The organism is Pseudomonas sp. v388 (genome assembly GCF_003935425.1).
Lineage (GTDB): Bacteria > Pseudomonadota > Gammaproteobacteria > Pseudomonadales > Pseudomonadaceae > Aquipseudomonas.
Map to the genome: position 1 here is coordinate 33,634 of NZ_RHQN01000004.1, position 26,004 is coordinate 59,637.

At 60.5% G+C, this 26,004-nt stretch carries 23 protein-coding genes; 3 read left to right on the forward strand and 20 right to left on the reverse strand.

All coding sequences use genetic code 11. The features are described 5' to 3' along the window. Positions 1 to 115 precede the first annotated feature (115 nt). Positions 116 to 385 carry a hypothetical protein gene (locus EGJ27_RS10910; protein WP_125830758.1) on the forward strand — a complete coding sequence of 90 codons (270 nt, stop codon included), beginning with the start codon at positions 116 to 118 and terminating at the stop codon, positions 383 to 385. A 116-nt stretch (positions 386 to 501) separates the two neighbouring features. Here the strand turns inward: EGJ27_RS10910 and brnQ are convergent, their stop codons facing one another. The 10 genes from brnQ to sdhC form a co-directional block, all read right to left on the reverse strand. After that, entirely contained in the window at positions 502 to 1,815 is a 1,314-nt protein-coding gene (brnQ, locus tag EGJ27_RS10915) for a branched-chain amino acid transport system II carrier protein (protein WP_125830759.1), read from the reverse strand. Positions 1,816 to 2,214: 399 nt separating this feature from the next. Further along, positions 2,215 to 3,096: a succinate--CoA ligase subunit alpha gene (gene sucD / locus EGJ27_RS10920; protein ID WP_125830760.1), complete on the reverse strand. Its 882-nt coding sequence runs from the start codon at positions 3,094 to 3,096 to the stop codon at positions 2,215 to 2,217. Further along, positions 3,096 to 4,262, reverse strand: a complete 1,167-nt coding sequence (gene sucC, locus EGJ27_RS10925) for an ADP-forming succinate--CoA ligase subunit beta (protein WP_125830761.1) — start codon at positions 4,260 to 4,262, stop codon at positions 3,096 to 3,098. Before sucC ends, sucD begins: the two co-directional genes overlap by 1 nt. A gap of 210 nt (positions 4,263 to 4,472) precedes the next feature. Further along, positions 4,473 to 5,909, reverse strand: a complete 1,437-nt coding sequence (gene lpdA, locus EGJ27_RS10930; RefSeq protein ID WP_125830762.1) for a dihydrolipoyl dehydrogenase — start codon at positions 5,907 to 5,909, stop codon at positions 4,473 to 4,475. 171 nt (positions 5,910 to 6,080) lie between these two features. Further along, positions 6,081 to 7,310 (reverse strand): 2-oxoglutarate dehydrogenase complex dihydrolipoyllysine-residue succinyltransferase, encoded by a 1,230-nt coding sequence (gene odhB, locus EGJ27_RS10935; protein WP_125830763.1) that lies wholly within the window; start codon positions 7,308 to 7,310, stop codon positions 6,081 to 6,083. Positions 7,311 to 7,351: 41 nt separating this feature from the next. After that, positions 7,352 to 10,183: a 2-oxoglutarate dehydrogenase E1 component gene (locus EGJ27_RS10940; protein ID WP_125830764.1), complete on the reverse strand. Its 2,832-nt coding sequence runs from the start codon at positions 10,181 to 10,183 to the stop codon at positions 7,352 to 7,354. 258 nt (positions 10,184 to 10,441) lie between these two features. After that, entirely contained in the window at positions 10,442 to 11,146 is a 705-nt protein-coding gene (locus EGJ27_RS10945; protein ID WP_125830765.1) for a succinate dehydrogenase iron-sulfur subunit, read from the reverse strand. Between the two features lie 11 nt (positions 11,147 to 11,157). Further along, on the reverse strand, positions 11,158 to 12,930 hold the full coding sequence (gene sdhA / locus EGJ27_RS10950; RefSeq protein ID WP_125830766.1) for a succinate dehydrogenase flavoprotein subunit: 1,773 nt from the start codon (positions 12,928 to 12,930) through the stop codon (positions 11,158 to 11,160). A 3-nt stretch (positions 12,931 to 12,933) separates the two neighbouring features. Beyond that, positions 12,934 to 13,302 carry a succinate dehydrogenase, hydrophobic membrane anchor protein gene (gene sdhD / locus EGJ27_RS10955; protein WP_125830767.1) on the reverse strand — a complete coding sequence of 123 codons (369 nt, stop codon included), beginning with the start codon at positions 13,300 to 13,302 and terminating at the stop codon, positions 12,934 to 12,936. After that, the gene (gene sdhC, locus EGJ27_RS10960) at positions 13,296 to 13,670 is read right to left on the reverse strand and encodes a succinate dehydrogenase, cytochrome b556 subunit (protein WP_125830768.1); all 375 of its coding nucleotides are present in this window, start codon (positions 13,668 to 13,670) and stop codon (positions 13,296 to 13,298) included. The genes sdhD and sdhC overlap by 7 nt, the downstream gene beginning before the upstream one ends. 365 nt (positions 13,671 to 14,035) lie before the next feature. Between sdhC and gltA the strand changes: the two genes are divergently transcribed. Continuing rightward, the gene (gltA, locus tag EGJ27_RS10965; protein ID WP_125830769.1) at positions 14,036 to 15,325 is read left to right on the forward strand and encodes a citrate synthase; all 1,290 of its coding nucleotides are present in this window, start codon (positions 14,036 to 14,038) and stop codon (positions 15,323 to 15,325) included. Between the two features lie 70 nt (positions 15,326 to 15,395). Here the strand turns inward: gltA and EGJ27_RS10970 are convergent, their stop codons facing one another. The 9 genes from EGJ27_RS10970 to EGJ27_RS11010 all read right to left on the reverse strand — a co-directional run bounded on the left by EGJ27_RS10970 (position 15,396) and on the right by EGJ27_RS11010 (position 22,603). Then, the gene (locus EGJ27_RS10970) at positions 15,396 to 16,001 is read right to left on the reverse strand and encodes an START domain-containing protein (protein ID WP_125830770.1); all 606 of its coding nucleotides are present in this window, start codon (positions 15,999 to 16,001) and stop codon (positions 15,396 to 15,398) included. A 27-nt stretch (positions 16,002 to 16,028) separates the two neighbouring features. Beyond that, positions 16,029 to 16,286: a YkgJ family cysteine cluster protein gene (locus EGJ27_RS10975; protein WP_125830771.1), complete on the reverse strand. Its 258-nt coding sequence runs from the start codon at positions 16,284 to 16,286 to the stop codon at positions 16,029 to 16,031. A gap of 93 nt (positions 16,287 to 16,379) precedes the next feature. Continuing rightward, the gene (locus tag EGJ27_RS10980) at positions 16,380 to 17,060 is read right to left on the reverse strand and encodes a translation initiation factor 2 (protein ID WP_125830772.1); all 681 of its coding nucleotides are present in this window, start codon (positions 17,058 to 17,060) and stop codon (positions 16,380 to 16,382) included. 99 nt (positions 17,061 to 17,159) lie between these two features. Further along, positions 17,160 to 18,599, reverse strand: coding sequence for a PLP-dependent aminotransferase family protein (locus EGJ27_RS10985; RefSeq protein WP_125830773.1), 1,440 nt, complete (start codon positions 18,597 to 18,599; stop codon positions 17,160 to 17,162). A gap of 200 nt (positions 18,600 to 18,799) precedes the next feature. Next, complete coding sequence (locus EGJ27_RS10990) at positions 18,800 to 19,615, reverse strand: OmpA family protein (RefSeq protein ID WP_125830774.1); 816 nt, start codon at positions 19,613 to 19,615, stop codon at positions 18,800 to 18,802. Next, on the reverse strand, positions 19,612 to 19,965 hold the full coding sequence (locus EGJ27_RS10995; RefSeq protein ID WP_125830775.1) for a DUF4398 domain-containing protein: 354 nt from the start codon (positions 19,963 to 19,965) through the stop codon (positions 19,612 to 19,614). The genes EGJ27_RS10990 and EGJ27_RS10995 overlap by 4 nt, the downstream gene beginning before the upstream one ends. Before the next feature lie 9 nt (positions 19,966 to 19,974). Further along, on the reverse strand, positions 19,975 to 20,775 hold the full coding sequence (locus EGJ27_RS11000) for an ABC transporter substrate-binding protein (RefSeq protein ID WP_125831121.1): 801 nt from the start codon (positions 20,773 to 20,775) through the stop codon (positions 19,975 to 19,977). A gap of 149 nt (positions 20,776 to 20,924) precedes the next feature. Beyond that, the gene (locus EGJ27_RS11005) at positions 20,925 to 21,854 is read right to left on the reverse strand and encodes an electron transfer flavoprotein subunit alpha/FixB family protein (protein WP_125830776.1); all 930 of its coding nucleotides are present in this window, start codon (positions 21,852 to 21,854) and stop codon (positions 20,925 to 20,927) included. Further along, positions 21,854 to 22,603, reverse strand: a complete 750-nt coding sequence (locus EGJ27_RS11010) for an electron transfer flavoprotein subunit beta/FixA family protein (RefSeq protein ID WP_125830777.1) — start codon at positions 22,601 to 22,603, stop codon at positions 21,854 to 21,856. The genes EGJ27_RS11005 and EGJ27_RS11010 overlap by 1 nt, the downstream gene beginning before the upstream one ends. Before the next feature lie 518 nt (positions 22,604 to 23,121). On the opposite strand from EGJ27_RS11010, the gene EGJ27_RS11015 reads away from it, so the two are divergent. Then, positions 23,122 to 24,777, forward strand: coding sequence for an electron transfer flavoprotein-ubiquinone oxidoreductase (locus EGJ27_RS11015; RefSeq protein ID WP_125830778.1), 1,656 nt, complete (start codon positions 23,122 to 23,124; stop codon positions 24,775 to 24,777). Between the two features lie 181 nt (positions 24,778 to 24,958). Here the strand turns inward: EGJ27_RS11015 and EGJ27_RS11020 are convergent, their stop codons facing one another. Further along, complete coding sequence (locus EGJ27_RS11020; RefSeq protein ID WP_125830779.1) at positions 24,959 to 25,861, reverse strand: AraC family transcriptional regulator; 903 nt, start codon at positions 25,859 to 25,861, stop codon at positions 24,959 to 24,961. Positions 25,862 to 26,004 lie beyond the last annotated feature (143 nt).

Genomic DNA, 26,004 nt, shown 5'->3' on the forward strand with positions numbered 1-26,004 from the left:
AGATTCGGCGCCTGCGGCAAGCAACCGGCAAAGGATTATCTCGGGATGGTCTGGAACTTAACTTGTGACCCAAGGCTCTTAGCCTCGTAGCGACTTTAATAAGGAGAAGTACCCCATGCGTAAATCTTTAGCCTATGCCTTGATGCTTTCTGCCACCCTGGGCCTTGCCGCCTGTGACAAGAAGTCCGAAGACACCCAGCAAGACGCCAACAAAGCGGCTCAACAGTCCCAAGAGTCGATGGAGAAGGCTCAGGAAAAAGTGAACGACGCGGCCAAGGAAAGCCAGGAAGCGGCCCAGAAAAACGCAGAAGCTGCGCAACAGCGCGCCACCGAAAGCAACAACCAGGCTCCTGCTCCGGCGCCGGAAGCCACACCAAGCAAGTAATAGTTCGCCGGTTAGCAGACACATAATAAAGCCCGCTCTTGAGCGGGCTTTATTAGTTTCAGCGACCGGTATTTAACTGCCACTAAACGGTGTTATGACCGGTTTACACTTCGAAGTTATGCCAGCGCTTCTTTGCGTTCGCCCATGATCCGGTCGACCGCCACGGCAACCACCAGGGTCGCCACAGCCGGCACCAGCCACGCCAGTCCCTGCTCACTCAACGGCATGTCAACCAGCAGCGCCGGCAGTTGCTCGCCCAGGCCTGCGCCCTTGAGCGCATCGATCAGACCGAAAATCAGCGCCACCAGCATGACCGGCGCAACCACCCTGCCCTGGCTGTTCCACAACTCTTTGCAGAAGCTCAGACCGACCAGCACGATGCACGGCGGGTAGATGGCGGTCAGGACCGGGATCGAGAACGCAATCAGCTTGGTCAGGCCCAGGTTGGAGACCAGTAGCGAGAACACCGCAAGGAGGATCACCAGGGTCTTGTAGGACAGCGGCACCACGCGGCTGAAATACTCGGCGCAGGCACAGGTCAGGCCGACGGCCGTGACCAGACAGGCCAGGGAAATCAGCACTGCCAGGAAACCACTGCCCATCGAACCGAAGGTGTGCTGCACGTAGGCGTGCAGGACGGCGGCGCCGTTCTGTGCACCGGCGGCCACGGCGTGGCTGTCCGAACCCAGGCGGAACAGGCTGATGTAGACCAGCGCCAGACCGACACCGGCAATCAGCCCGGCAATGATCGCGTACCGGGTGATCAGTTTCGGTGATTCAACGCCCCGTGAGCGGATGGCATTGACGATGACGATCCCGAACACCAGCGCGCCCAGGGTATCCATGGTCAGGTAGCCGTTGATGAAGCCTTGGGAAAACGGCGCTGCGACATAAGCGGGCTGAGCCGGACCCACATCACCCACCGGCAGCGCGAAGGCCGCGATGCCCAGGATTGCCAGGGCGATGATCTTGAGCGGCGCGAGGAAGCGGCCAACGGTGTCCAACAGACGACCGGGATACAGCGACACCCAGAACACCACCAGAAAGTAGACCAGGCTGTACAGGAACAGCGCCATCGGGCTTTCCCCGGTCAGCGGCGCCAGGCCCACTTCAAAGGACACCGTCGCGGTGCGTGGGGTGGCGAACAGCGGGCCGACCGCCAGGTAGCAGACGGCAGCCAGGATGCCGCCGGCCAGCTTGCCGATCGGGCTGCTCAGGCTGTCCATCGCCCCACCGACCTTGGCCAGCGCGATGACCGTGATGACCGGCAGGCCGACCGCGGTAACCAGGAAGCCCAGTGCGGCAATCCAGACATTGGGACCGGCCTCAAGACCGACCATGGGCGGGAAAATGATGTTACCGGCCCCGACGAACAGGGCAAACGTCATGAAACCAAGCGCCAGGATGTCCTGGCCTTTCAACACTTTCATCTAGGAAAACCACTGCCAAATCAGAATTTAAAGAAGGGAGGTGTTCCCGCGAGTTAGGGAAAAATGCGCCTGCCTTCATAGGGCCGGCAGCAGCGCTACGAAACCTTGTGGGCCTCGGACCGCGCCAAAGGGTCGCTAGCCTACCCAAAACCAGGGAAAAACGCACTAGCAAGGGGCGACGGCGCGACGACGCGCACCTGAAACATGCATGAAGGAGCAGACCTGTGGGAGCGGACTGGTCCGCGAACGGTATAGTCGCAATATTTTCATCGTCTACACCGCCATCTTCGCGGACAAGTCCGCTCCCACCGAGTCTGGCTTCCACAAACAGCAATCCCCGGAAACGACAAAGGCCACCCGAAGGTGGCCTTTGCTGGTTGCTCGATCAGTAAGCGATGCTTACTTGCTCGGCCAACCGGTCAGCTCGGACAGTGCCTTGCCGATATCAGCCAGCGAACGCACGGTTTTCACACCTGCGTCCTGCAGGGCTGCGAACTTCTCGTCCGCTGTGCCCTTGCCGCCGGAGATGATTGCGCCCGCATGGCCCATGCGCTTGCCCGGAGGAGCAGTCACACCCGCGATATAGGAAACAACCGGCTTGGTCACGTGCGCCTTGATGTAGGCAGCCGCTTCTTCTTCGGCCGAACCGCCGATCTCACCGATCATGACGATCGCTTCGGTCTTCGGGTCTTCCTGGAACAGCTTCAGGATGTCGATGAAGTTGGAGCCCGGAATCGGGTCACCACCGATACCGACGCAGGTGGACTGACCGAAACCGGCGTCAGTGGTCTGCTTGACCGCTTCATAGGTCAGGGTGCCGGAACGCGACACGATACCGACCTTGCCTGGCAAGTGGATGTGACCTGGCATGATGCCGATCTTGCACTCGCCCGGAGTGATCACGCCTGGGCAGTTAGGGCCGATCAGGGTAACACCCAGTTCGTCGCACTTGACCTTGGCTTCGAGCATGTCGATGGTCGGGATGCCTTCGGTGATGCACACGATCAGCTTGATGCCGCCCAGTGCCGCTTCAAGGATGGAGTCCTTGCAGAACGGAGCTGGAACGTAGATGACCGAAGCGTCGGCGCCGGTGGCCTCAACGGCTTCTTTCACCGTGTTGAAAACCGGCAGGTTCAGGTGAGTGGTGCCACCTTTGCCTGGCGTCACGCCGCCAACCATCTTGGTGCCGTAGGCAATGGCTTGTTCGGAGTGGAAGGTACCCTGAGAACCAGTGAAACCCTGGCAGATAACCTTGGTGTCTTTATTGATCAGAACGCTCATTACTTGCCCTCCGCAGCTTTGACAACTTGTTGAGCAGCGTCGGTCAGGCTGGTAGCCGCGATGATGTTCAAGCCGCTTTCTGCCAGTACTTTAGCGCCCAGTTCAGCGTTGTTGCCTTCAAGGCGAACAACTACCGGGATTTTAACGCCCACTTCCTTCACTGCACCGATGATGCCTTCGGCAATCATGTCGCAACGAACGATGCCGCCGAAGATGTTGACCAGTACTGCGGCAACATTGCTGTCGGACAGGATGATCTTGAAGGCTTCGGTCACGCGCTCTTTGGTCGCGCCGCCGCCCACGTCAAGGAAGTTGGCTGGCTTGCCGCCATGCAGGTTGACGATGTCCATGGTACCCATGGCCAGGCCGGCACCGTTGACCATGCAGCCGATGTTGCCTTCCAGCGCGACGTAGTTCAGTTCGAACTTGGCAGCGTGAGCTTCGCGTGGATCGTCCTGCGAAGGATCGTGGAATGCCTTCAGCTTTGGCTGACGGTAGACAGCGTTGCTGTCGATGTTGATCTTGGCGTCCAGGCAGTGCAAGTTGCCGTCTGCCTTGATGACCAGCGGGTTCACTTCCAGCAGCGCCAGGTCGTAGTCCTGGAACAGCTTGGCCAGGCCAACGAAGATGTTGGTGAACTGCTTGATCTGGTCACCCTTGAGGCCCAGCTGGAAAGCCAGCTCGCGACCCTGGAACGGCTGAGCGCCGACCAGTGGATCGATAGTAGCCTTGAGAATCTTCTCGGGAGTGTCGTGGGCAATTTTCTCGATGTCCACGCCACCTTCGGTGGAAGCCATGAACACGATACGACGGCTGGAGCGATCGACTACAGCGCCCAGATACAGCTCTTTGGCGATGTCGGTGCACGACTCGACCAGGATCTTGGTGACCGGCTGACCATTGGCGTCAGTCTGGTAGGTCACTAGACGCTTGCCCAGCCACTGCTGGGCGAACGCTGCTGCGTCTTCCTTGCTGCGAACCAGCTTCACGCCGCCCGCTTTACCACGACCACCGGCGTGAACCTGGGCTTTGACGACCCACTCGGTTCCGCCAATCTTGTCGCAAGCTTCTGCTGCCGCTTCCGGAGTGTCTACTGCGTAGCCTTTGGATACTGGCAGGCCGTACTCAGCGAACAGCTGCTTACCCTGATATTCGTGAAGATTCATGCTTATTACCGTCTTCGTTTAGGTACTGCGCATTCGGTGCTGCACGTCTGGCGTGCCGCACCACCTGTGACCGCTACTTCCGGTCGGTCCGTGAACTGGCCTGAGCCGGCTGCGGACCTTCCGAGAGGTCGAGTCCGGCGGAAATTCCGCGGTGAGTCTTGCTTGCAAGGCTCACGACGGGCACCCCGCCGTGGTTTTTTTCTTATCTTCTCAGCGTTTCTTGCGGTTCTGGATGTGGATGGCGCCGCCATTCACTGCCAGGGCCGCTTCGTGCAGCGCCTCGGACAACGTCGGGTGCGAGAAGACCATCATGCCGATGTCTTCCGCGCTGGTGCCGAATTCCATGGCAATCGCGCCCTGCTGAACCAGTTCGGCAGCGCTCGGGCCAATCACGTGAACACCCAGTACGCGGTCGGTCTTGGCATCGGCGATGACCTTGACGAAACCACCGGTGTCGTTGGCAGCCATGGCACGGCCGCTGGCGGCAAACGGGAAAGTACCGACGTTGACTTCAACGCCTTCGCTTTTCAGCGTCTGCTCGGTCTTGCCGACCCAGGCGATTTCCGGGTGCGTGTAGATGACAGATGGGATCAGGTTGTAGTTCATCTGAGCCTTGTGGCCCTTGATGCGCTCCACAACCATGATGCCTTCTTCCGACGCCTTGTGCGCCAGCATCAGACCACGAACCACGTCACCGATGGCGTATACGCCGGGGACGCTGGTAGTGCAGTAGTCGTCGACGTAGATGAAGCCGCGCTCATCCAGGTCGACGCCGCTGTCGGCGGCCAGCAGGTCGGTGGTCACCGGACGACGACCTACCGCGACGATCAGGCGATCGAAGGTGATCTTCTGCTCGCCGACCGAGTCGGTGTAGGTGACTTCAACTTCATCGCCGTTGACCTTGGAACCGGTCACACGGGCGCCCAGCTTGATGTCCAGGCCCTGCTTGGTGAAGGTTTTCAGGGCTTCCTTGGAAACCGCTTCGTCGGCCGCCGGCAGGAACTTGTCCAGCGCTTCCAGAACGGTGACCTGGGCACCCAGGCGAGCCCATACCGAACCCAGTTCCAGGCCGATGACGCCGGCGCCGATCACGCCCAGACGCTGCGGGACCTTCTGGAATTCCAGGGCGCCGGTGGAGTCGACGATGACATTCTGGTCGACCGGAGCCGGCGGAATGTCGATCGGACGCGAGCCGGAAGCCAGGATCACATGGTCGGCTTCGATGATTTCAACGGTGCCATCGGCAGCGGTCAGCTCGACCTTCTTGCCGGCCAGCAGCTTGCCGTGGCCCTGCAGGGTGGTCACTCCGTTGGCCTTGAACAGGCTGGCAACGCCGCCGGTCAGGCCTTTGACGATGGTGGACTTGCGACCGACCATGGCCGGCACGTCGATGGACACTTCGGAGGTGGAAATGCCGTGCACGCCGAAGCCGTTCTTGGCTTCGTAGAATTTCCAGGAGCTGTCGAGCAGCGCCTTGGAAGGAATGCAACCCACGTTCAGGCAGGTACCGCCCAGGGCCAGCTTGCCCTCCTTGTCCTGATATTTCTCGATGCAGGCAGTCTTGAGACCAAGTTGCGCAGCCTTGATGGCGGCAACATAGCCGCCAGGGCCCGCGCCAATCACTACCACGTCGAATTTCTGGGACATAAAAAAAGATTCCTTTTAGCTGCGAGCTTCAAGCTGCAAGCTGCAAGCCGACCAGTGGTTTTCCACCCCATCGGCCTGCAACCCTTTCATTAGATGCTACCTACAGACCCAAGCTGCACGCCGCCCCGCTTTTGACTTGAAGCATGCGGCTTGCAGCTTGTGGCTGCCTCATCAAATATCGAGCAGCAAACGAGCCGGGTCTTCCAGCAGGTTCTTGATGGTAACGAGGAACGTCACTGCTTCCTTGCCATCGATCAAACGGTGGTCGTAGGAGAGCGCAAGATACATCATCGGACGAATGACGACCTGACCATTGATAGCCATCGGGCGTTGCAGAATGTTGTGCATGCCCAGAATCGCCGCTTGCGGCGGGTTGACGATCGGCGTGGACATCATCGAACCGAAAGTACCACCGTTGGTGATCGTGAAGGTGCCACCGGTCATTTCATCGATGGACAGCTTGCCGTCACGGGCCTTCTTGCCGAAGGTAGCGATGCCGCCTTCGATTTCCGCCAGGCTCATGTGCTCGGCGTTACGCAGGACCGGTACCACCAGGCCGCGGTCGCTGGACACGGCAACGCCGACGTCTGCATAACCGTGGTAGACGATGTCCGAGCCGTCGATCGACGCGTTGACGGCCGGGAAGCGCTTGAGCGCCTCGGTGGCGGCCTTGACGAAGAACGACATGAAGCCCAGGCGCACGCCGTTGTGGGACTTCTCGAACAGGTCCTTGTACTTCGAACGCAGAGCCATGACTTCGGTCATGTCGACTTCGTTGAACGTGGTAAGCATCGCCATGTTCGACTGGGCTTCGACCAGACGCTTGGCAACGGTGGCGCGTACGCGGGTCATCGGCACGCGCTTCTCGGTGCGGTCGCCGGCAGCGAACACCGGTGCGGCGGCCGCAGCAGCAGGCTTGGCAGCAGGCGCTGCGGCCGGTGCCGACTTCTTGGCCTCGACAGCGGCGACCACGTCTTCCTTGGTGATGCGACCGTCTTTGCCGGTGCCTTTGACGCTTGCCAGGTTGATGCCGTTTTCCTCGGCCAGCTTGCGGGCAGCAGGCGCGGCGATGGAATCTTCATCACCTGCCGCAGGTGCAACGGCGGCCTGAGCCGGCGCTGCGGCCGGGGCAGCAGCGGCAGCCGGAGCGGCCGAAGCGCTGGCGCCGGCATCCAGGGTTGCAATCAGCTCGTTGGACAGGACGGTGTCGCCCTCGCCTTTCACGATCGATGCCAGCACGCCGTCGGCTTCGGCCAGGACTTCAAGGACAACCTTGTCAGTCTCGATATCGACCAGCAGCTCGTCACGTTTTACCGCTTCGCCCGGTTGCTTGTGCCACTTGGAAATGGTGCCGTCGGCAACGGATTCCGGGAAAGAGGGGGCTTTGATCTCGATAGCCATTATCTGTAATTCCTTAATTCGGTTTCTAATGCTCGAAGGCGTTAAACAGTGAAGGCATCTTGCAGGAGTTTTTCCTGCTGCTCGGCATGCATCGAAGCGTAACCACAGGCCGGCGCGGCGGAAGCATCACGGCCCGCATACTCGAGAACGAGGCTGCGCTTGTGATTGCCCATGCTGCGGCGCAGATGGTGTTGACTGCTGTACCAGGCACCCTGGTTCATCGGTTCTTCCTGACACCAGACCACGTGTTCGAGGTTGACGTAAGGCGCGATGGTTTCCATCAGATCGTCTTCAGGGAACGGATACAGCTGCTCGATACGCACGATCGCGATGTCTTCACGACCTTCGGCACGACGTTTTTCCAGCAGGTCGTAGTAGACCTTGCCGCTACACAGGACCAGGCGCGTTACTTTGGCCGGATCGAGTGTATCGATTTCAGGAATTACCGTCTGGAACGAGCCTTCGGCCAGTTCTTCAAGGGTCGAGATAGCCAGTTTGTGACGCAGCAGCGACTTGGGCGTCAGGACGATCAGCGGCTTGCGCAGCGGACGGATGACCTGACGACGCAGCAGGTGGTAGATCTGCGCGGGCGTAGTCGGCACACACACCTGAATGTTGTGCTCGGCACACAATTGCAGGTAACGCTCCAGGCGTGCGGACGAGTGCTCAGGCCCCTGCCCTTCGTAACCGTGCGGCAACAGCATGGTCAGACCGCAGAGACGGCCCCACTTGTGCTCGCCACTGGTGATGAACTGGTCGACGACCACCTGGGCACCGTTGGCGAAGTCGCCGAACTGGGCTTCCCAGATCACCAGCGCATTGGGCTGGGTGGTCGAGTAACCGTATTCGAAGGCCAGCACGGCTTCTTCCGAGAGGAACGAGTCGTACAGGTCAAAGCGTGGCTGACCGGCGTACAGGTTCTGCAGCGGAATGTAGGTGGTGGCATCTTTCTGGTTGTGCAGCACGGCGTGGCGGTGCGAGAACGTCCCGCGGCCCACGTCCTGCCCGGTAATACGCACTGGGTGACCTTCGAATGCCAGGGTGGCGTAAGCCATGGTCTCGGCATAACCCCAGTTGATCGGCAAGCCACCGGCCTGCATCTTCTGACGGTCTTCGTAGATCTTCTGTACCTGACGCTGGACCACGAAGCCTTCCGGCAGCTCCATCAGCTTGGATGACAGTTCCTGCAGGGTCTTGAGGTCGAAGCGCGTGTCGTGACGCGCGGTCCAGGCATGGCCCAGATACGGACGCCAGTCCACGAACAATTCCTTGTTCGGCTCCTTGACCAGGCTCTTGACCACATGCAGGCCGTTGTCCAGCGCGTTGCGGTAGTCGTCGATCTTGGCCTGAACGCGCGCCTCGTCGAGCACGCCGGTCTTGATCAATTGCTCGGCATACAGCTCGCGGGTGGTGCGCTGCTTGCTGATCTGCTGATACATCAGCGGCTGGGTGCCGCTCGGCTCGTCCGCTTCGTTGTGACCGCGACGGCGGTAGCAGACCAGATCGATGACGATGTCACGCTTGAACTGCATGCGGTAGTCGATCGCCAGCTGAGTGACGAACACCACGGCTTCCGGATCGTCGCCGTTCACGTGCAGGATCGGCGCCTGGATCATCTTGGCAACGTCGGTGGCGTACTCGGTGGAACGCGAGTCCATCGGGTTGCTGATGGTGAAGCCAACCTGGTTGTTGATCACGATATGGATCGTGCCGCCCGTCTTGAAGCCGCGAGTCTGCGACATCTGGAAGGTTTCCATCACCACGCCCTGACCGGCGAACGCCGCGTCACCGTGGAGGGAAATCGGCAGCACCTTGTCGCCGGTCGGATCGTTGCGACGATCCTGACGCGCACGCACGGACCCTTCGACCACCGGGGAAACGATTTCCAGGTGGGACGGGTTGAACGCCATCGCCAGGTGGACTTCGCCGCCAGCGGTCATGACGTTGGAAGAGAAACCCTGGTGATACTTCACGTCACCGGAGCCCAGCTCCACTTTTTTCTTGCCTTCGAACTCGTCGAACAGTTCGCGCGGGTTCTTGCCGAAGGTGTTGACCAATACGTTCAGACGGCCACGGTGGGCCATGCCGATGACGATTTCCTTGGTACCGTAGGACCCGGAACGCTGGATCAGCTCGTCGAGCATCGGGATCAGGCTCTCGCCGCCTTCCAGACCGAAGCGCTTGGTGCCGGGGTATTTGGTACCCAGGTATTTCTCCAGACCTTCGGCAGCGGTAACGCGCTCGAGCAGGTGGCTCTGGATGTCGGCCGAAAATGCAGGACGACCCCGAACGCTTTCCAGACGCTGCATGAACCAGTTGCGCTGCTCGGAATCCACGATGTGCGTGAACTCGGCACCGATGGTGCGACAATATGTCTGCTGCAACGCTTCGAGAATTTCGCGTAGGCTCGCTTCCTCTTTGCCGATGAACAGGTCGCCGGCACGGAAGGTCGTATCCAAATCGGCATTGGTCATGCCGTAATGATTGATCGACAGGTCAGCGGGAGCGGGCCGTTGCCACAGACCCAGCGGATCGAGCTGGGCAGCCTGGTGGCCCCGCATCCGATAGGCCTGGATCAGTCGCAATACTTCAACCTGCTTCTTCTCGTGTTCGCTGCTCACACTGCCGGCGGACACCGGTTGAGCACGGCGCTGGTTTTTCGCCAGCAACACGAAATGATCGCGGATCGTCGAGTGCGATACATCGGTGGCAGAGCTGCCGTCTGCTGGCAACTTCTGAAAGTAGGTGCGCCATTCTTCTGGCACAGCGTTAGGGTCGTGCAGGTAGAGCTCATAGAGCTCTTCCACATAGGCAGCGTTACCACCTGACAGGTGGGCACTGTTCCACATGCGCTGCATCACGCTTTCTTGCATGCTTGGTCACCCTCGGTAAGGGGACACCACCGGCGAAGACACCAGGGCAACGCTGAAACAGTCGTGTGCAGCGACCATGTCAAGTCACCAGGGATCACGCAGATAGTCCGGGTACCAGCCCGGATGCCCCTGCTGGTCTTTTTCTTCAAAATAAGAGCGACGGCCTTGCGAGCCACTGCTCAGGTTAAAGCCACGACGCCGGTTGAAGCCTGCGCCGCGGCCATTTCAGGTACAACGATGTAACGGTAAAGCGATGAATCAGACGCCGCTTTGCAGAAGCATGTTGCGCACGTGACCGATAGCCTTGGTTGGGTTAAGGCCTTTTGGACAGACGTTGACGCAGTTCATGATCCCGCGGCAGCGGAACACACTGAACGGATCATCCAGCGATGCCAGACGCTCGGCAGTCTTGTTGTCTCGGCTGTCGGCCAGGAAACGGTAAGCCTGCAGCAGCGCAGCCGGGCCCAGGAACTTGTCCGGGTTCCACCAGAAGGACGGGCAGGAAGTCGAGCAGCAAGCGCACAGGATGCACTCGTACAGACCGTCCAGCTTTTCGCGCTCTTCCGGAGTCTGCAGACGCTCGATGGCCGGGGCCGGAGTATCGTTCTGCAGGAACGGCTTCACCTTCTCGTATTGCTTGTAGAAGATGCTCATATCGACGACGAGGTCACGAATCACCGGCAAACCAGGCAGCGGACGGACGATCAGCTTGCCTTTCTTGACCACGGCAGACAGCGGCGTGATGCACGCCAGGCCGTTCTTGCCGTTGATGTTCATGCCGTCGGAGCCGCATACACCTTCGCGGCAGGAGCGACGATACGAGAACCCTTCATCCTGTTCCTTGATCAGGGCCAATACGTCCAGCACCATCAGGTCCTTACCACCGGTATCGACCTGGAAATCCTGCATGAACGGCGCGGCGTCCTGATCAGGGTTGTAGCGATAAACACTGACTTGCAACATGGCGGTCACCCTTAATAAGTCCGAATCTTCGGCTCAAAAGTCGGAACAGTCTTCGGCGAGAAGTTCACGGCACGCTTGGCTACGCGCTTGTCACCCGGGAAGTACAGGGTGTGGCACAGCCAGTTCTCGTCGTCGCGATCTTCGAAATCTTCGCGGGCGTGAGCACCACGGGATTCCTTGCGATGTTCCGCGGCAATGGCCGTTGCTTCGGCAACTTCCAGCAGGTTCTGCAGCTCCAGCGCTTCGATCCGGGCGGTGTTGAATGCCTGGCTCTTGTCGTTGATCTTGACCTTGGCGATACGCTCACGCAGGGTCGCCAGTTGCGCGATGCCCTTCTGCATGTATTCGCCGGTCCGGAACACACCGAAGTAGTTCTGCATGCAGGCCTGAAGCTCTTTGCGCAGAGTGGCGACGTCTTCGCCTTCGGTACGCTCGTTCAGACCGCTCAGACGAGCCAGGGCTGCGTCGATATCGGTTTCCGAGGCACGACGGTAGTCGATACCTTCGTTGAGCGCCTGCTCAAGATGCAAACCTGCGGCACGACCGAAGACTACGAGGTCAAGCAGCGAGTTGCCGCCCAGACGGTTGGCGCCGTGAACCGATACGCAAGCCACTTCGCCTACCGCGAACAGACCCGGAATGATCTGATCGGTTCCGGAAGCATCCTGGGTGATCGCCTGACCATGAATGTTGGTGGCGATACCGCCCATCATGTAGTGGCAGGTCGGAACCACAGGGATCGGCGCGGCGGCCGGGTCAACGTGGGCGAAGGTCTTGGACAGCTCCATGATGCCCGGCAGGCGGCTGTGCAGCACTTCCTCGCCAAGGTGATCGAGCTTGAGCATCACGTGGTCGCCATCCGGGCCACAGCCGTTGCCGGCAATGATTTCCTTGACCATGGAGCGAGCCACGACGTCACGACCGGCAAGGTCCTTGGCGTTGGGCGCATAACGCTCCATGAAACGCTCGCCGTGCTTGTTGATCAGGTAACCACCTTCACCACGGCAACCTTCTGTGACCAGTACCCCGGCGCCGGCGATGCCGGTCGGGTGGAACTGCCACATCTCGATGTCCTGGACCGGAACGCCGGCACGCAGCGCCATGCCGACACCGTCGCCGGTGTTGATCAGGGCGTTGGTGGTCGAGGAGTAGATACGGCCTGCACCGCCGGTCGCCAGTACGGTGGCGTTGGCGCGAATGTAGGACGTTTCGCCGGTTTCGATGCAGATGGCGATGATGCCGACAAAGGCGCCATCCTGGTTCTTCACCAGATCCACTGCATAGTATTCGTTGAGGAATACGGTGCCGGCCTTCAGGTTGGCCTGGTACAGGGTGTGCAGCAGCGCGTGACCGGTACGGTCGGCCGCAGCGCAGGTACGGGCAGCCTGGCCGCCCTTACCGAAGTCCTTGGACTGACCGCCGAACGGACGCTGATAGATGCGCCCCTGCTCGGTGCGGGAGAACGGCAGACCCATGTGCTCCAGCTCGAAGACAGCTTCCGGACCTACGGAACACATGTACTCGATAGCGTCCTGGTCACCGATGTAGTCGGAACCCTTGACGGTATCGTACATGTGCCAGCGCCAGTCATCGTTCGGATCGGCCGACGCGATGGCGCAGGTGATGCCGCCCTGTGCGGATACGGTGTGCGAGCGCGTCGGGAAAACCTTGGTGACTACGGCGGTCTTGTGGCCGCCCTGAGCCAGCTGCAAGGCTGCACGCATGCCCGCACCGCCGCCACCGATGATGATGGCGTCGAATGAAAGTGTATTAATGTTAGCCATGAATCAGATACCCCAAAGAATCTGCACACCCCAGACGAAGTAGGCGAACATCGCAATGCCGCATACCGCTTGGAACAGGAAACGTACTGCTGTCGCAGACTTGCCCAGCGCCATCGGCGTCAGGTAGTCGGTCGCGATGGTCCACATGCCGACCCAGGCGTGGGCGCCAAGGGCCACGAGGGCGAGCAGACTGAAGATACGCATCCCGTTATGGGCGAACAGATCGTGCCACTGGGCATAGCTCATGCCGGGGTTGGCGACCAGGTAGCCGATCAGGAAAATGAAATAAGCCGCGAGCACGACCGCAGACACGCGCTGTGCCATCCAGTCATAGAGGCCCGAACGCGAAAGGTTGGTGACGTTGGTTACCATATCCAGACTCCTGCCAGAATGATCATCACCACGGAAACCGCGATAACGATTTTCGAGCCCAGCTTGCCGCCTTCCAGCGTCTCGCCGATGCCCATGTCCATCAACAGGTGGCGAATGCCGGCCACCAGGTGATACAGCAAGGCGGATAGGAGCCCCCACGCTACAAACTTGGCCAGCGGGCTGGTCATGTACCCCTTCACCTCGGCAAAACCTTCCTCGGATTCCAGGGATGTGCTCAATGCGTAAAGCATGATCGCGATGCCCAGAAAGAGAATGATGCCGGAAACACGGTGGAGGAATGACGTAACGCCGGTGATGGGGAGCTTGATGGTCCTTAGGTCTAGGTTTACAGGTCGTTGGCTATTCACGGCTTTTTTTTCACACTGAAGAGCCCCTAACAATCAGGGCAAGTTGTTGGGAAGTGCACTGGTCAGGTACCCACTACCCAGGAAGTGACGACCCCCTTGGAACGGGCCAAAAAGCCCCTGGCGGTCGGCTGCCGAGTATAGACAGTTAGGTTACTAATGACAACGCGCAGACTTACCCCCAACGGCGGATTGCGCTCGACGGGCAAAAGGCGTAAACGGCAGGAAACAGCGCGCCCGGACCGCCCTTTGCAGGCCACCTGGAACACGACTTTAGGCAAATTGACTTTAGAATTTATCTCACTATAGTGATGCGGGCCCTGCGTGGGGGGCCTGTCTGATGATTTGAAGCATAAATAGGAGGCCACATGGCTGACAAAAAAGCGCAGTTGATCATCGAGGGCGCAGCCCCCGTCGAGCTGCCAATTCTGACCGGTACCGTGGGTCCAGATGTGATCGACGTACGCGGTCTCACTGCCACCGGCCGCTTCACATTCGACCCAGGCTTCATGTCGACCGCCTCTTGCGAGTCGAAGATCACCTACATTGATGGTGACAACGGCATCCTGCTGCACCGCGGCTATCCGATCGAGCAACTGGCCGAGCAGTCCGACTACCTGGAAACCTGCTACCTGCTGCTCAATGGCGAACTGCCCACCGCCGAACAGAAGGCCCAGTTCGTCGCCGTGGTCAAGAACCACACCATGGTCCACGAACAACTCAAGACATTCTTCAACGGCTTCCGCCGTGACGCCCACCCGATGGCCGTGATGTGCGGCGTGGTCGGCGCCCTGTCCGCGTTCTACCACGACTCGCTGGACATCAATAATCCGCAGCACCGCGAGATTTCCGCGGTTCGCCTGGTCGCCAAGATGCCGACCCTGGCCGCAATGGTCTACAAGTACTCCATGGGCCAGCCCATGATGTACCCGCGCAACGACCTGAGCTATGCGGAAAACTTCCTGCACATGATGTTCAACACGCCGTGCGAGATCAAACCGATCAGCCCGGTGCTGGCCAAGGCGATGGACCGGATCTTCATCCTCCACGCCGACCACGAGCAGAACGCATCCACGTCCACCGTGCGCATGGCAGGTTCGTCGGGCGCCAACCCGTTCGCCTGTATCGCAGCCGGCATCGCCGCGCTGTGGGGTCCGGCTCACGGCGGCGCCAACGAAGCCGTGCTGACCATGCTCGATGAAATCGGCGATGTGTCCAACATCGACAAGTTCATTGCCAAGGCCAAGGACAAGAACGATCCGTTCAAGCTCATGGGCTTCGGTCACCGTGTCTACAAGAACCGCGACCCACGTGCCACGGTCATGAAGCAGACCTGCGACGAGGTCCTACGGGAACTGGGTATCAACAATGACCCGCAACTCGAACTGGCCATGCGCCTGGAAGAGATCGCCCTGACCGACCCGTACTTCATCGAACGCTCGCTCTACCCGAACGTCGATTTCTACTCGGGCATCATCCTCAAGGCCATCGGCATCCCAACCAGCATGTTCACCGTGATCTTCGCCCTGGCGCGGACCGTCGGCTGGATTTCGCACTGGAAGGAAATGCTCTCCAGCCCTTACAAGATCGGCCGTCCACGCCAGCTGTACACCGGCAACGTGCAACGCGACATCGTTCCACTGGCCGAACGCAAGTAAGCGCTGCGCAAATGAAAAAGGCTGCCAATGGCAGCCTTTTTTTGTGGGCGTAGAACGACGCGCCGCAGGCTTATTTCTGTGCCCGTTCGCGCAGGGCCTTAAGCGTATTGAACGGCGCATCCACCACGAATTTGTTGGCGATCATCGACGGCACACTGCCGCCTGGCTCGGTATGGACCTGATAGGTCACTTCGGTCTGGTTCGCCCCCTTGGGCACCAGCTTCCAGAAACCTTCGACCTTGCTCACCCGCACGTAGCCTTTCTCTTCGGGGATGTAAGTCGGCTGCTCTTCAAGCGTGCGGGTCAGACTGCCATCGGCCCCTTCGATGGTGGTAATCAGCAACACCGAATCGCGCGGCGTCACTGGCCACGGCGTATTGAAGCGGGTATAGGTCCAGGCCTTGCCACCCTCATGCTTGAGCAGTTTCTGCGACTCACACTCATGAATCCAGGCGCAGGCACCGGCCACGTCCTCCTGAAGCGCACGCAACTTCGCAACGCTGGCATTGATCACGGTACTGCCACGATATGCCTTGTATTTCGAGCCCGCGACATCACTCAACGACACCTGGATGCCGTCTTCATTCTTTGCTACTTGCCAATCCTCGGCAGCAGCCTCGCCTATCAGCAGTGCAGACAACCCACAAACCATAGCCATGCGACGCAGCGAACCCATAGTATTTTCCTTATTGTTTAAATTCCATCAGGCAACTGCTGTCGCCTTTTCCCACCAACCGATCAGACGAATTGCATCATCCCTGTCCACACCACATACATCTTCGGCGGCCGGAAACTGGCTGCAGACCGCAGGCCGCTCAGGACGACCGAACAGCCCGCACAGGTAATCCATACCCAGATGCAGACAACGCACCCCCGCAGGCTTGCCTTCAGGCATGCCTGGAATGGGCGAGCTGATTGACGGAGCGATGCAACAGGCACCGCAACCGGAGCGACAGTCCATGACTCGACACCCTTATGAACGACTGAAAAGAGGGATGATAGTAACGGGCGCGCCGAGCGTTTGAAAACGCCATTTCGGACGACGAACACGGCCTTACTGCTTGAATTTGAAATCCAGCGCCGCGCCTTCGACGTCGCGTCGGCTGTCGTTGCGCATTTGCAGTTCCATCTGGTTGTTCAACAGTCGCCCATTGAGCTCGAACGGCCCAGGATCGGATGGCGAATCGCTGGTATTGAACATCGGTGGCAGGATCGGTTTGCGTCGAGCGGAAATCACCTTGGGCGGCGGATCGAGTTCCTTGACCAGCTCCGGCGGCAAGCTGAGATCCAGCTTGGCTGGGGCCAGACGCACGCTCTTGGCCTGGGTGTCCTTCTGGGCTTTTTTGGCCTTGCGCGTGTCCGCCGCTGCATCCCGCCTGGCAGCGGCCTTGGTCTGGGCCACGGTGCGGTCCGCCACAGGCTTGCTGGTGCGAGCACTGCCCGGCCCTACCGCACTGTCCTTGTCGACCGGCTGCTTGCCCGCCACCACCGGGACTACCGGCACGCCCGGCGCCATTTCATGCACCGGCGCCGGCTTTGTTTCAACAGTGGGAGACACCACCGACTCCGAAGGCGCCTGGGCGGTGGAACGTACCGCAGGCGGGGCCGGCGCAGCTTCAGGCTTTGGCGCTTCGGCGGCCGCTTCGGTCTTGGGCTTGGACACAGGCGGCTGTTGCGCATCACACGCACTCAGCAATACGACAATGAGCAGTCCTGCATAGCGAAACAGATTCATAAGCAACGAGGTGACCAAAGCAGAGAGATAGATGCTGTTCTCTTGAGTCCTGCGTGACAAGACAAGAGTTCCGATAATCGGATGTAAAAGCCTTGCGCCTCAGTAATCCACCACCGCCTCCTGACACAATTGCCGGGCCAGCATGCCCAGCGTCATCAGCGCCCGCTCTGCCTCGCGGTTCCATGGCATGCCGCAGTTTAGCCGGATGCAGTGGTTGAACTGCTCGGTATTGCTGAAAATGAGCCCCGGCGCGATGCTGATACCCTGCTCCAGCGCCCGCACGTGCAATATCTGGGTGTTGACCCTTCCCGGCAGGCTGACCCACAGGATGAACCCGCCCGCTGGACGACTCATTTGCGTGCCTTCCGGAAAGTGCTGTTGCACCGCCAACTGATAGGCGCTGAGGTTCTTGCGGTATTCCAGACGAATGAAGCGCAGATGCCGGTCATATCCGCCGTTTTCCAAATAGGCGGCAATCGCCATCTGGGTAACACTGCAGGCCGAATGAGTACTGAAGGTCTGCAACCGCTGAATCTCGGCCTGATACTTGCCCGCGATCATCCAACCGATGCGCACGCCCGGCGACAAGGTCTTGGAGAAACTGGAACAGTAAACCACCCTGCCCAGCCGATCGAACGCCTTCAGAGCCTTGGTGCGGCCGATCTCGAACATCAGCTCGCCGTAGATATCGTCTTCGACAATCTGGATATCGAAGTCTGACGCCAGCCGCAGCAAATGTTTCTGGCGCTCCTCGGGCATGGTGCCGCCCAATGGATTGCTCAGCCGCGCGGTGAGCACCAGCGCTTTGATCGTCCACTGGTTGGCGGCCAGTTGCAGGGCTTCCAGACTGATGCCGGTTACCGGGTCGCTGGGAATCTCGATGACTTTCAGGCCCAGCAAATCGGCCAGTTGCAGCAGGCCGTAGTAAGCCGGGGATTCGGCGGCGATCAGGTCGCCCGGCCGGGTCAGCACCCGCAGGATCATCTGCAAGGCATCGACGCATCCGTGGGTGATCACCACTTCAGAAGGGTCAACCACCACACCCGCGTCACGCATGCGAATGGCCACCTGACGCCGCAACGGCTCGAAGCCTGGACTGAACATATAGCTGAAGGCGCGCGGACTGTGAAAGCGTGTGACTTTCGCCAGTTGCTGATGCAGGGCACGCACCGGCAGGTAATCGACATGGGGGACGGCAGCGCCCAGCGCGAATACACCTTCACGCCGGGACTCTTCCAGCACCTGCTGGATGATACTGCTGCGGGTCACCAGGCTGGGCCGCTCGACGCGCGCGATGTCCGGCGTGGACGCCGTCAATGCCGGAGTCTGGTGCACGTAGTAACCGGACTGCGGGCGTGCCCGGATCAAGCCCTGGTCTTCCAGATTGGCGTAGGCCTGAAGCACGGTCGCATGACTGACGTTGAGCTGCGAGCTCATCTTGCGCACCGACGGCACCCGCTCGCCCGGCTGATAGACGCCACGACGAATGTCTTCGGCCAGTTGCTGAGCGATTCGTTGATAAAGCAGGAGATTGGTCATGACGCAGCCTCAGGACGACCGGGCGCCGGCGCGCGGGTTTCGGACCGGAACAGTCTGGAAGTGTACTGGGACAGTTCAGGTTTAGGCCAGCGCTAGTACACATTGCAAATGATCGCTCTCAGCGCTGCGGCATCAGTGAACCACACAGCAAAAAGCCCGGGACCTTGTTCAGATCCCGGGCTTGGCTGGCAGCGCCTGGATTAGCGGGCAGCGCCCAACTGGCCCTGGTCGTCCGAGAACACGATCTCGACGCGACGATTCTGCGCACGCCCGCGCTCCGACGCATTGGCATTGACCGGATATTCCTGACCATAGCCCTGGACCTGAATGCGCTTCTCATCCACACCCAGATCCGTGAGCACATCCGCCACCGCCTGCGCACGGTCCTTGGACAGCTTCAGGTTTTCCTGACGGTCCCCGGTGCTGTCCGTGTACCCTTCGATCCGCACCACGCGCCGTGGATTGAGCTGCAGGAATTGCACGACCTTGAGTACCGTGCGATTGGCCGAACTCTTGAGCTCCGCATGACCGGCGTCGAACAGCACATCACCCAGGGTCATGACCAGGCCGCGATCGGTCTGGGTCGTTACCAGGCTGAGAATCTGGTCTTCGAGCCACTTGCCTTGCTGTTGGGCGCTGGTCAGCTTGGCTTCGCGCAGCGCCAGTTGCAGACGCTGGCGTTCGAGATCCAGCTTGGCCAGGCGCTCGGTGATCAGCATCAGATTGCTGTGCTCGCGAGCGATCTCACTGTAGCGACTGCTCAGGTAAGCGTAATGGGTGACATCGGCGCCGCTGCCCAGATAACTCGACAGTCGCTCGGCGCGGGCCAGCGACTCACCGGCGCGGATTACATCCTTGGGCGCGCTGCGCAGGACGCTGCCGTCTTCCTTGACTTTCTGAAAGTCGGCATTGGCCCTTTGCAGATCCTGATCACTGCTGTGTTGCCCGGCGCACCCCTGAAGACCGACCGAACCGACCAACAGCGCGACACTCAACAGACATGGAAAACGGGTCATTGCGCCTCTCCCAACTGCTTGCGCAGGCGATTGAGCCGGGCGTTCAACTGATCCACCTGCTCCTGCCCCTTTTGCGTCAGCACCCGCGCCTCGGCCAGACGCGCATCCAGCTCGGCCTGCTCAGCCCTCATACGCGCATCCTTGTAGGCCCGGTCGGCCATATCGGCGCGGGCCTGGGTGAACTTGGTTTCGGCGGCCTGCAACTCCGGCTGGTCGTCGGCGGCCCCCACGGCCCTGGCCTGCTCCAGGGCTTGCTCGGTCAGTTTGAATTGTTCGGTCGGGGCCGGGTCACTGGCGCAGCCGGCCAGGGTGGCGAGTGCCAGAATGGCAATTGATGGGCGAATATTCACAACACATTCCTACTTGTCTGAGGCGCTGGCGTCGGCGGGTTGCAGCAGCTGGGCTTTCCAGATTTCCAGGTTGCGGGCAATAACGTCATCCGACCGACCAGAAGCGGCCGATTCTGTCATCTTTTTCGCCAGCTGTCCGCGCAACCAGGCATCGTTACACGCCGAATTGAACGACAAGGCCAGATGCAGACCCGGCGCATCCACCACGAACGGACGCGGCCCCAGATCAGCGGACAGGCCCAGGGTCTGGGTCATGACCATCCCGGCATAACGACCGGCCAGCACATAATCCACCTGGCCCAGCGCCAGCTTCTGGAATGCCTGGACAAGCCCCGGCGAGCGTTCCAGGGTCAACTGCGCTGCAGCTGCCGCTTCGAAGGATTGGGTCAGGCGGGTTCTGATCGACACCGCACCGGGGTGCCCGGCAAGATCGGCGAGTTTGTCCAAGGGCCACGCCTGGTCGTGCCGGGTCCAGACCAGAATGTCGTTGCGGGCAATCGCTGGATGCACGAAATCCAGGGCATCGAGCTGAGCCGCATTCAACGGCGCGTCGACCAGCAGGTCCATGCGCCCGGTACGCACTTCTTCGAGCGCCTGGCTGCGCTTGCCGGCGTAGAGAAATTCGATATTCAGACCCAGCTCGGTGGCGGCCTGCTTCAACAGATCGGCATTGGCACCCATCAGGTGTCTGGGGTCCTGCGGGTCTCGCCACAGATACGGCGGCGCATCCGGGCTGCCGGTGGCGATCAGCCGTTCACATTTGCCGGAGGCCATCGTCAGCGACGGCGCGGCCAGCAAGGCCATGACCATCCACCACCGTTGCGTTTTGCGCCGAGCCAGCGGCCTGGACCTATCCACGAGTCATCCTTTTTCGACAGCCGATAAAAAACCCGTTCCCCCTGCCCTGCTTGGCGCCTGACGGGGGTGAACGGGTTCTCTTTATAGAGCAAGCCTGTGGGTTAGACCAGCTTCTCCAGCTCCGGAATCGCTTCGAACAAGTCCGCTACCAGACCGTAATCGGCCACCTGGAAGATCGGTGCTTCTTCGTCCTTGTTGATCGCAACGATCACCTTGGAGTCCTTCATGCCGGCCAGGTGCTGGATCGCGCCGGAGATACCGACCGCGATGTACAGCTGCGGCGCAACGATCTTGCCGGTCTGGCCGACCTGCATGTCGTTGGGCACGAAACCGGCGTCCACCGCTGCGCGGGAAGCGCCGACGGCCGCGCCCAGCTTGTCGGCCAGCGCATACAGGTGCTTGAAGTTGTCGCCGTTCTGCATGCCGCGACCACCGGACACCACGATCTTGGCAGCGGTCAGCTCAGGACGGTCGGACTTCGCCAGTTCTTCACCAACGAAGCTGGAGATACCCGCGTCATGGGCGGCAGCGACGGCTTCCACAGCTGCCGAACCACCTTCGGCCGACACGGCGTCGAAGCCGGTGGCGCGCACGGTGATGACTTTCACCGCAGCGCTCGATTGCACGGTAGCAATGGCGTTGCCGGCGTAGATCGGGCGGGTAAAGGTGTCCGGCGACTGCACCGAGATGATCTCGGAGATCTGGTCGACGTCCAGCTTGGCGGCCACACGCGGCAGGATGTTCTTGCCGTTGGAAGTGGCGGCGGCCAGCACGTGGCTGTAGCTGCCGGCCAGTTCGACCAGCAGCGGTGCGATGTTTTCCGGCAACTGGTGCTGGTACGCAGCGTTGTCGGCCACCAGCACCTTGGAAACACCGGCGACCCTGGCGGCCGCCTCGGCCACGGCAGCGATGCCCGAACCGGTGACCAGCAGGTGGATGTCGCCGCCGATCTGCTGCGCGGCAGCGACCGTGTTCAGTGTGGCCGGAGCCAGGTTGGCGGAGTCGTGTTCAGCGAGAACCAGGATAGTCATCAGAGCACCTTCGCTTCGGTTTTCAGTTTTTCGACCAGTTCGGCCACCGACTTGACCTTCACGCCTGCGCTGCGGGCAGCCGGCGCTTCAACCTTGAGGGTCTTGTTGGTCGAGGCCACGGACACACCCAACGCTTCGGGCGTCAGGGTTTCCAGCGGCTTTTTCTTGGCCTTCATGATGTTGGGCAGCGACGCGTAGCGCGGCTCGTTGAGGCGCAGGTCGGTGGTGACGATAGCCGGCAGGTTCAGCGAAACGGTCTGCAGACCGCCGTCGATCTCGCGAGTCACGGCAACCTTGTCGCCGCTCACTTCGACCTTGGAGGCGAAGGTGCCCTGCGCGTAGCCGCTGAGCGCCGCGAGCATCTGGCCGGTCTGGTTGTTGTCGCTGTCGATGGCCTGTTTACCCAGGATCACCAGCTGTGGCTGTTCTTTGTCGACCACGGCCTTGAGCAGCTTGGCCACGGCAAGCGAAGTCAGCTCTTCGGCGGATTCGACCAGCACGGCACGGTCGGCACCCAGCGCCAGGGCGGTACGCAGTTGTTCCTGAGCGGTGGTCGGGCCGATGGTCACGACCACGATTTCGCTGGCGACGCCTTTCTCTTTCAGGCGTACGGCTTCTTCCACGGCGATTTCGCAGAAAGGGTTCATGGACATTTTGACGTTGGCGAGATCGACGCCGGAGTTGTCCGCCTTGACGCGAACCTTGACGTTGTAGTCGACCACTCGTTTGACAGCTACAAGAACCTTCATGGATTCCTCACTCTCCGGTGAAAAGAAAGTCGCCCGGCAGCACCAGGCGATCGATATGTGTGTCCTCAACAAGCAATCGTGTAGGTGCAGGCGGAACGTGCGAATCGTGAAGACGGCCGAAAAGCCCTCTTCAAGGGCAAACACCCGGCGTTCAAGGTGTATGAAATGCCGCGCGGCCAACCCGCTTTGAGCCAGCACCGCATCCGCCTGGCGCCTTTTCAGCGAGTTCTTCAACCTCGCTCCAGCCTACGGCGAACGCAAAACCGCCCGTATCTTGACCGCATCACCTTTTCCGGTCAATACGCCAAATCGGCCAGTCCTGAGTCTGATGTCTTTGATTTCTCTGGCCTGCGGCCAATTCAAACAAGCGTTTGTATTGGACCTGCCCGGTGGTGTAGATATAATGCGCCCCAATTAAAAAGATCGGCCGACGCTCTGCGTCTGCGCGGGTCATTTCAGCTGCACGTCATCAGCTGCATACAGAAAGCACCGTGAGCCTTGAGAGTAGGAGATTGCCTGTGGAACGCGAATTTATGGAATTCGACGTCGTCATCGTCGGGGCCGGCCCGTCCGGGCTGTCCGCCGCCTGCCGTCTGAAGCAACGTGCAGCCGACGCCGGCCAGGAAATCAGCGTCTGCGTGGTGGAAAAAGGCTCCGAGGTGGGTGCTCACATCCTCTCCGGCGCGGTGTTCGAACCCCGCGCGCTGAACGAACTGTTCCCGGACTGGCAAGCCCTCGGCGCGCCGCTCAACACCGAGGTCAAGCGCGACGACATCTATGTCCTGCGCGACGCCGAGCGCTCCACCAAGGTGCCGGGCTTCTTCGTTCCCAAGACCATGCACAACCATGGCAACTACATCATTTCCCTGGGCAACCTGTGTCGCTGGCTGGCGCAGCAGGCGGAAAACCTGGGCGTGGAAATCTACCCCGGCTTTGCCGCGCAGGAAGCGCTGTTCGATGAGAACGGCGTGGTACGCGGCATCATCACCGGCGACCTGGGCGTTGATCGCGAAGGCAACCCCAAGGAAGGCCTGTACACCCCCGGCATGGAATTGCGCGCCAAGTACACCCTGTTCGCCGAAGGTTGCCGTGGCCACATCGGCAAGCAGCTGATCAAGCGCTTCAAACTGGACGACGAAGCCGACGTTCAGCACTACGGCATCGGCCTCAAGGAAATCTGGGAAGTCGACCCGGCCAAGCACGAACAAGGGCTGGTGGTGCACACCGCAGGCTGGCCGCTGGACGATGACAACATGGGCGGCTCGTTCCTGTATCACCTGGAAAACAATCAGGTGGTGGTGGGGCTTATCGTCGACCTTTCCTACTCCAATCCGTACCTGTCGCCGTTCGACGAGTTTCAGCGCTACAAGCATCACCCGGTCATCAAGCAATACCTGGAAGGCGGCAAGCGCATCAGCTACGGCGCTCGTGCCATCGCCAAGGGCGGCCTCAACTCGCTGCCCAAGATGGTCTTTGCCGGCGGCGCGCTGATCGGCTGCGACCTGGGCACCCTGAACTTCGCCAAGATCAAAGGCAGCCACACCGCGATGAAGTCCGGCATGCTGGCTGCCGAAGCGGTGGCCGACGCGCTGTTCGCCGGCAAGGAAGGCGGCGACGTGCTGACCTCCTACGTCGATGCGTTCAAAGCCAGCTGGGTACATGAAGAACTGTTCGCCAGCCGCAACTTCGGCCCGGCGCTGCACAAATACGGCGCGATCATGGGTGGCGCGTTCAACTTCGTCGACCAGAACCTGTTCGCGGGCAAGCTGCCGTTCACCCTGCACGACACCCAGCCCGATTACGCCACCCTCAAGCTGGCCTCGGAATCGAAGAAGATCGAGTACCCCAAGCCGGACGGTAAACTCAGCTTCGACAAGCTCAGCTCGGTGTTCCTCTCCAGCACCAACCATGAAGAGGAACAACCCTGCCACCTGAAGCTGACCGACCCGAGCATCCCGATCAGCAAGAACCTGCCGCTGTACGACGAACCGGCCCAGCGATACTGCCCGGCGGGCGTGTATGAGGTGATCACTCAGGAAGACGGCGAAAAGCGTTTCCAGATCAACGCCCAGAACTGCGTCCACTGCAAGACCTGTGACATCAAAGACCCGGCGCAGAACATCACCTGGGTCGCGCCGGAAGGCGCAGGCGGGCCGACCTACCCTAATATGTAACGCCCATCAAAAAGGCTCCTTCGGGAGCCTTTTTGATGGAGACCTTCCTGGTTTGGCACCTCTTTTGTGGGAGGGACCCTGGTCGCGACCGGGGTCGGTACGGCTCAGACAGCTTCCGAGGCAGACCTGCCGCTGTCGCCAGCAAGCTGCCTCCTACAGGTTCCGTGTCACTCCAGTCCGCTCACGACGCCCGCAAGTGCACGCCCTCTTCCACCGGATTGCGTTCGAAATAACGCTTGTATTCCCGACTGAATTGCGACGCGCTCTGGTAGCCGACCTTGAGCGCAACCTGCGCAACACCCAATCCATCCGCCGCCAGCAGTTGCTGGGCCTTGAGCAGGCGCAGGCGCTTGAGGTACTGCACTGGAGACAACAAGGTACTGCGCTTGAAATGCTCGTGAAAGGTCGAGGTGCTCATGTTGGCGCAGCGCGCCAGGGTGTCGACATTCAACGCCTCGGCGTAATGCTCGTGCAGGTAGTTCACCGACGCCGCGATCCGCGCGAACTGTCCATGATGTTCGACCAAGGCGCGCAACACGCCGGCCTGCGGACCGCGCAAGGCGCTGAAGATCACCTCCCGGACCCGCGCCGCGCCCATCACCTTGCACTCCAGCGGGTCCTGAAGACAGTGCAACAGACGCTCGACGCTGTCGCGCATGCCGTCATCGATCAATACCGACGACATGGATTCGGGGGTCTGCAACTGACAATGCTCGGCGTCCATGCACCCCATCAGCGGCACCAGTTCGCTCAGCAGGTTGCGGTCGATGTCCACTGCCACGCCGTACAACGGCAGGTCCGGCGTGGCAAAGGTCTCGCACTGGAACGGCACTGACAGCGCCTGAATCAGGTAATGCCCGGCACCGTACTCGAAGGTCCGGGGGCCAAGACAGGCCACCTTGCGCCCCTGGACCACGATCATCAGGCTCGGGTCATAGATCAACGGGCTGCTGGCGACGTATCCGAAGGCCGACAGCACCCTCACGCCAGGCAGGTGCGTCGGCACAAAGCCGGGCCGGGTCGCCAGGGGCTTGATCAATGACACCAGGTGGGCGGTAACGCGGGCGGTCGAATCCAGAGGCATGGCACGGGCACAGGTAGAGAAATAGACAGCCGCATCATCGCAGATTTGCCCCTGCGCGCGCTCGCTGTATCCGCCTGCCGGAGAAATAGGCATGAATGACGGAGTATTCGCCATAGCACCGCCAGGCATCGGGCAGGACAATA

Bases quoted from the DNA above. Each gene is read 5' to 3' on its own strand.
- EGJ27_RS10910 (WP_125830758.1), top strand. From the start codon at position 116: ATGCGTAAATCTTTAGCCTATGCCTTGATGCTTTCTGCCACCCTGGGC.
- brnQ (WP_125830759.1), bottom strand. From the start codon at position 1,815: ATGAAAGTGTTGAAAGGCCAGGACATCCTGGCGCTTGGTTTCATGACG.
- sucD (WP_125830760.1), bottom strand. From the start codon at position 3,096: ATGAGCGTTCTGATCAATAAAGACACCAAGGTTATCTGCCAGGGTTTC.
- sucC (WP_125830761.1), bottom strand. From the start codon at position 4,262: ATGAATCTTCACGAATATCAGGGTAAGCAGCTGTTCGCTGAGTACGGC.
- lpdA (WP_125830762.1), bottom strand. From the start codon at position 5,909: ATGTCCCAGAAATTCGACGTGGTAGTGATTGGCGCGGGCCCTGGCGGC.
- odhB (WP_125830763.1), bottom strand. From the start codon at position 7,310: ATGGCTATCGAGATCAAAGCCCCCTCTTTCCCGGAATCCGTTGCCGAC.
- EGJ27_RS10940 (WP_125830764.1), bottom strand. From the start codon at position 10,183: ATGCAAGAAAGCGTGATGCAGCGCATGTGGAACAGTGCCCACCTGTCA.
- EGJ27_RS10945 (WP_125830765.1), bottom strand. From the start codon at position 11,146: ATGTTGCAAGTCAGTGTTTATCGCTACAACCCTGATCAGGACGCCGCG.
- sdhA (WP_125830766.1), bottom strand. From the start codon at position 12,930: ATGGCTAACATTAATACACTTTCATTCGACGCCATCATCATCGGTGGC.
- sdhD (WP_125830767.1), bottom strand. From the start codon at position 13,302: ATGGTAACCAACGTCACCAACCTTTCGCGTTCGGGCCTCTATGACTGG.
- gltA (WP_125830769.1), top strand. From the start codon at position 14,036: ATGGCTGACAAAAAAGCGCAGTTGATCATCGAGGGCGCAGCCCCCGTC.
- EGJ27_RS10970 (WP_125830770.1), bottom strand. From the start codon at position 16,001: ATGGGTTCGCTGCGTCGCATGGCTATGGTTTGTGGGTTGTCTGCACTG.
- EGJ27_RS10975 (WP_125830771.1), bottom strand. From the start codon at position 16,286: ATGGACTGTCGCTCCGGTTGCGGTGCCTGTTGCATCGCTCCGTCAATC.
- EGJ27_RS10980 (WP_125830772.1), bottom strand. From the start codon at position 17,060: ATGAATCTGTTTCGCTATGCAGGACTGCTCATTGTCGTATTGCTGAGT.
- EGJ27_RS10985 (WP_125830773.1), bottom strand. From the start codon at position 18,599: ATGACCAATCTCCTGCTTTATCAACGAATCGCTCAGCAACTGGCCGAA.
- EGJ27_RS10990 (WP_125830774.1), bottom strand. From the start codon at position 19,615: ATGACCCGTTTTCCATGTCTGTTGAGTGTCGCGCTGTTGGTCGGTTCG.
- EGJ27_RS11000 (WP_125831121.1), bottom strand. From the start codon at position 20,775: ATGGTCATGGCCTTGCTGGCCGCGCCGTCGCTGACGATGGCCTCCGGC.
- EGJ27_RS11005 (WP_125830776.1), bottom strand. From the start codon at position 21,854: ATGACTATCCTGGTTCTCGCTGAACACGACTCCGCCAACCTGGCTCCG.
- EGJ27_RS11010 (WP_125830777.1), bottom strand. From the start codon at position 22,603: ATGAAGGTTCTTGTAGCTGTCAAACGAGTGGTCGACTACAACGTCAAG.
- EGJ27_RS11020 (WP_125830779.1), bottom strand. From the start codon at position 25,861: ATGCCTCTGGATTCGACCGCCCGCGTTACCGCCCACCTGGTGTCATTG.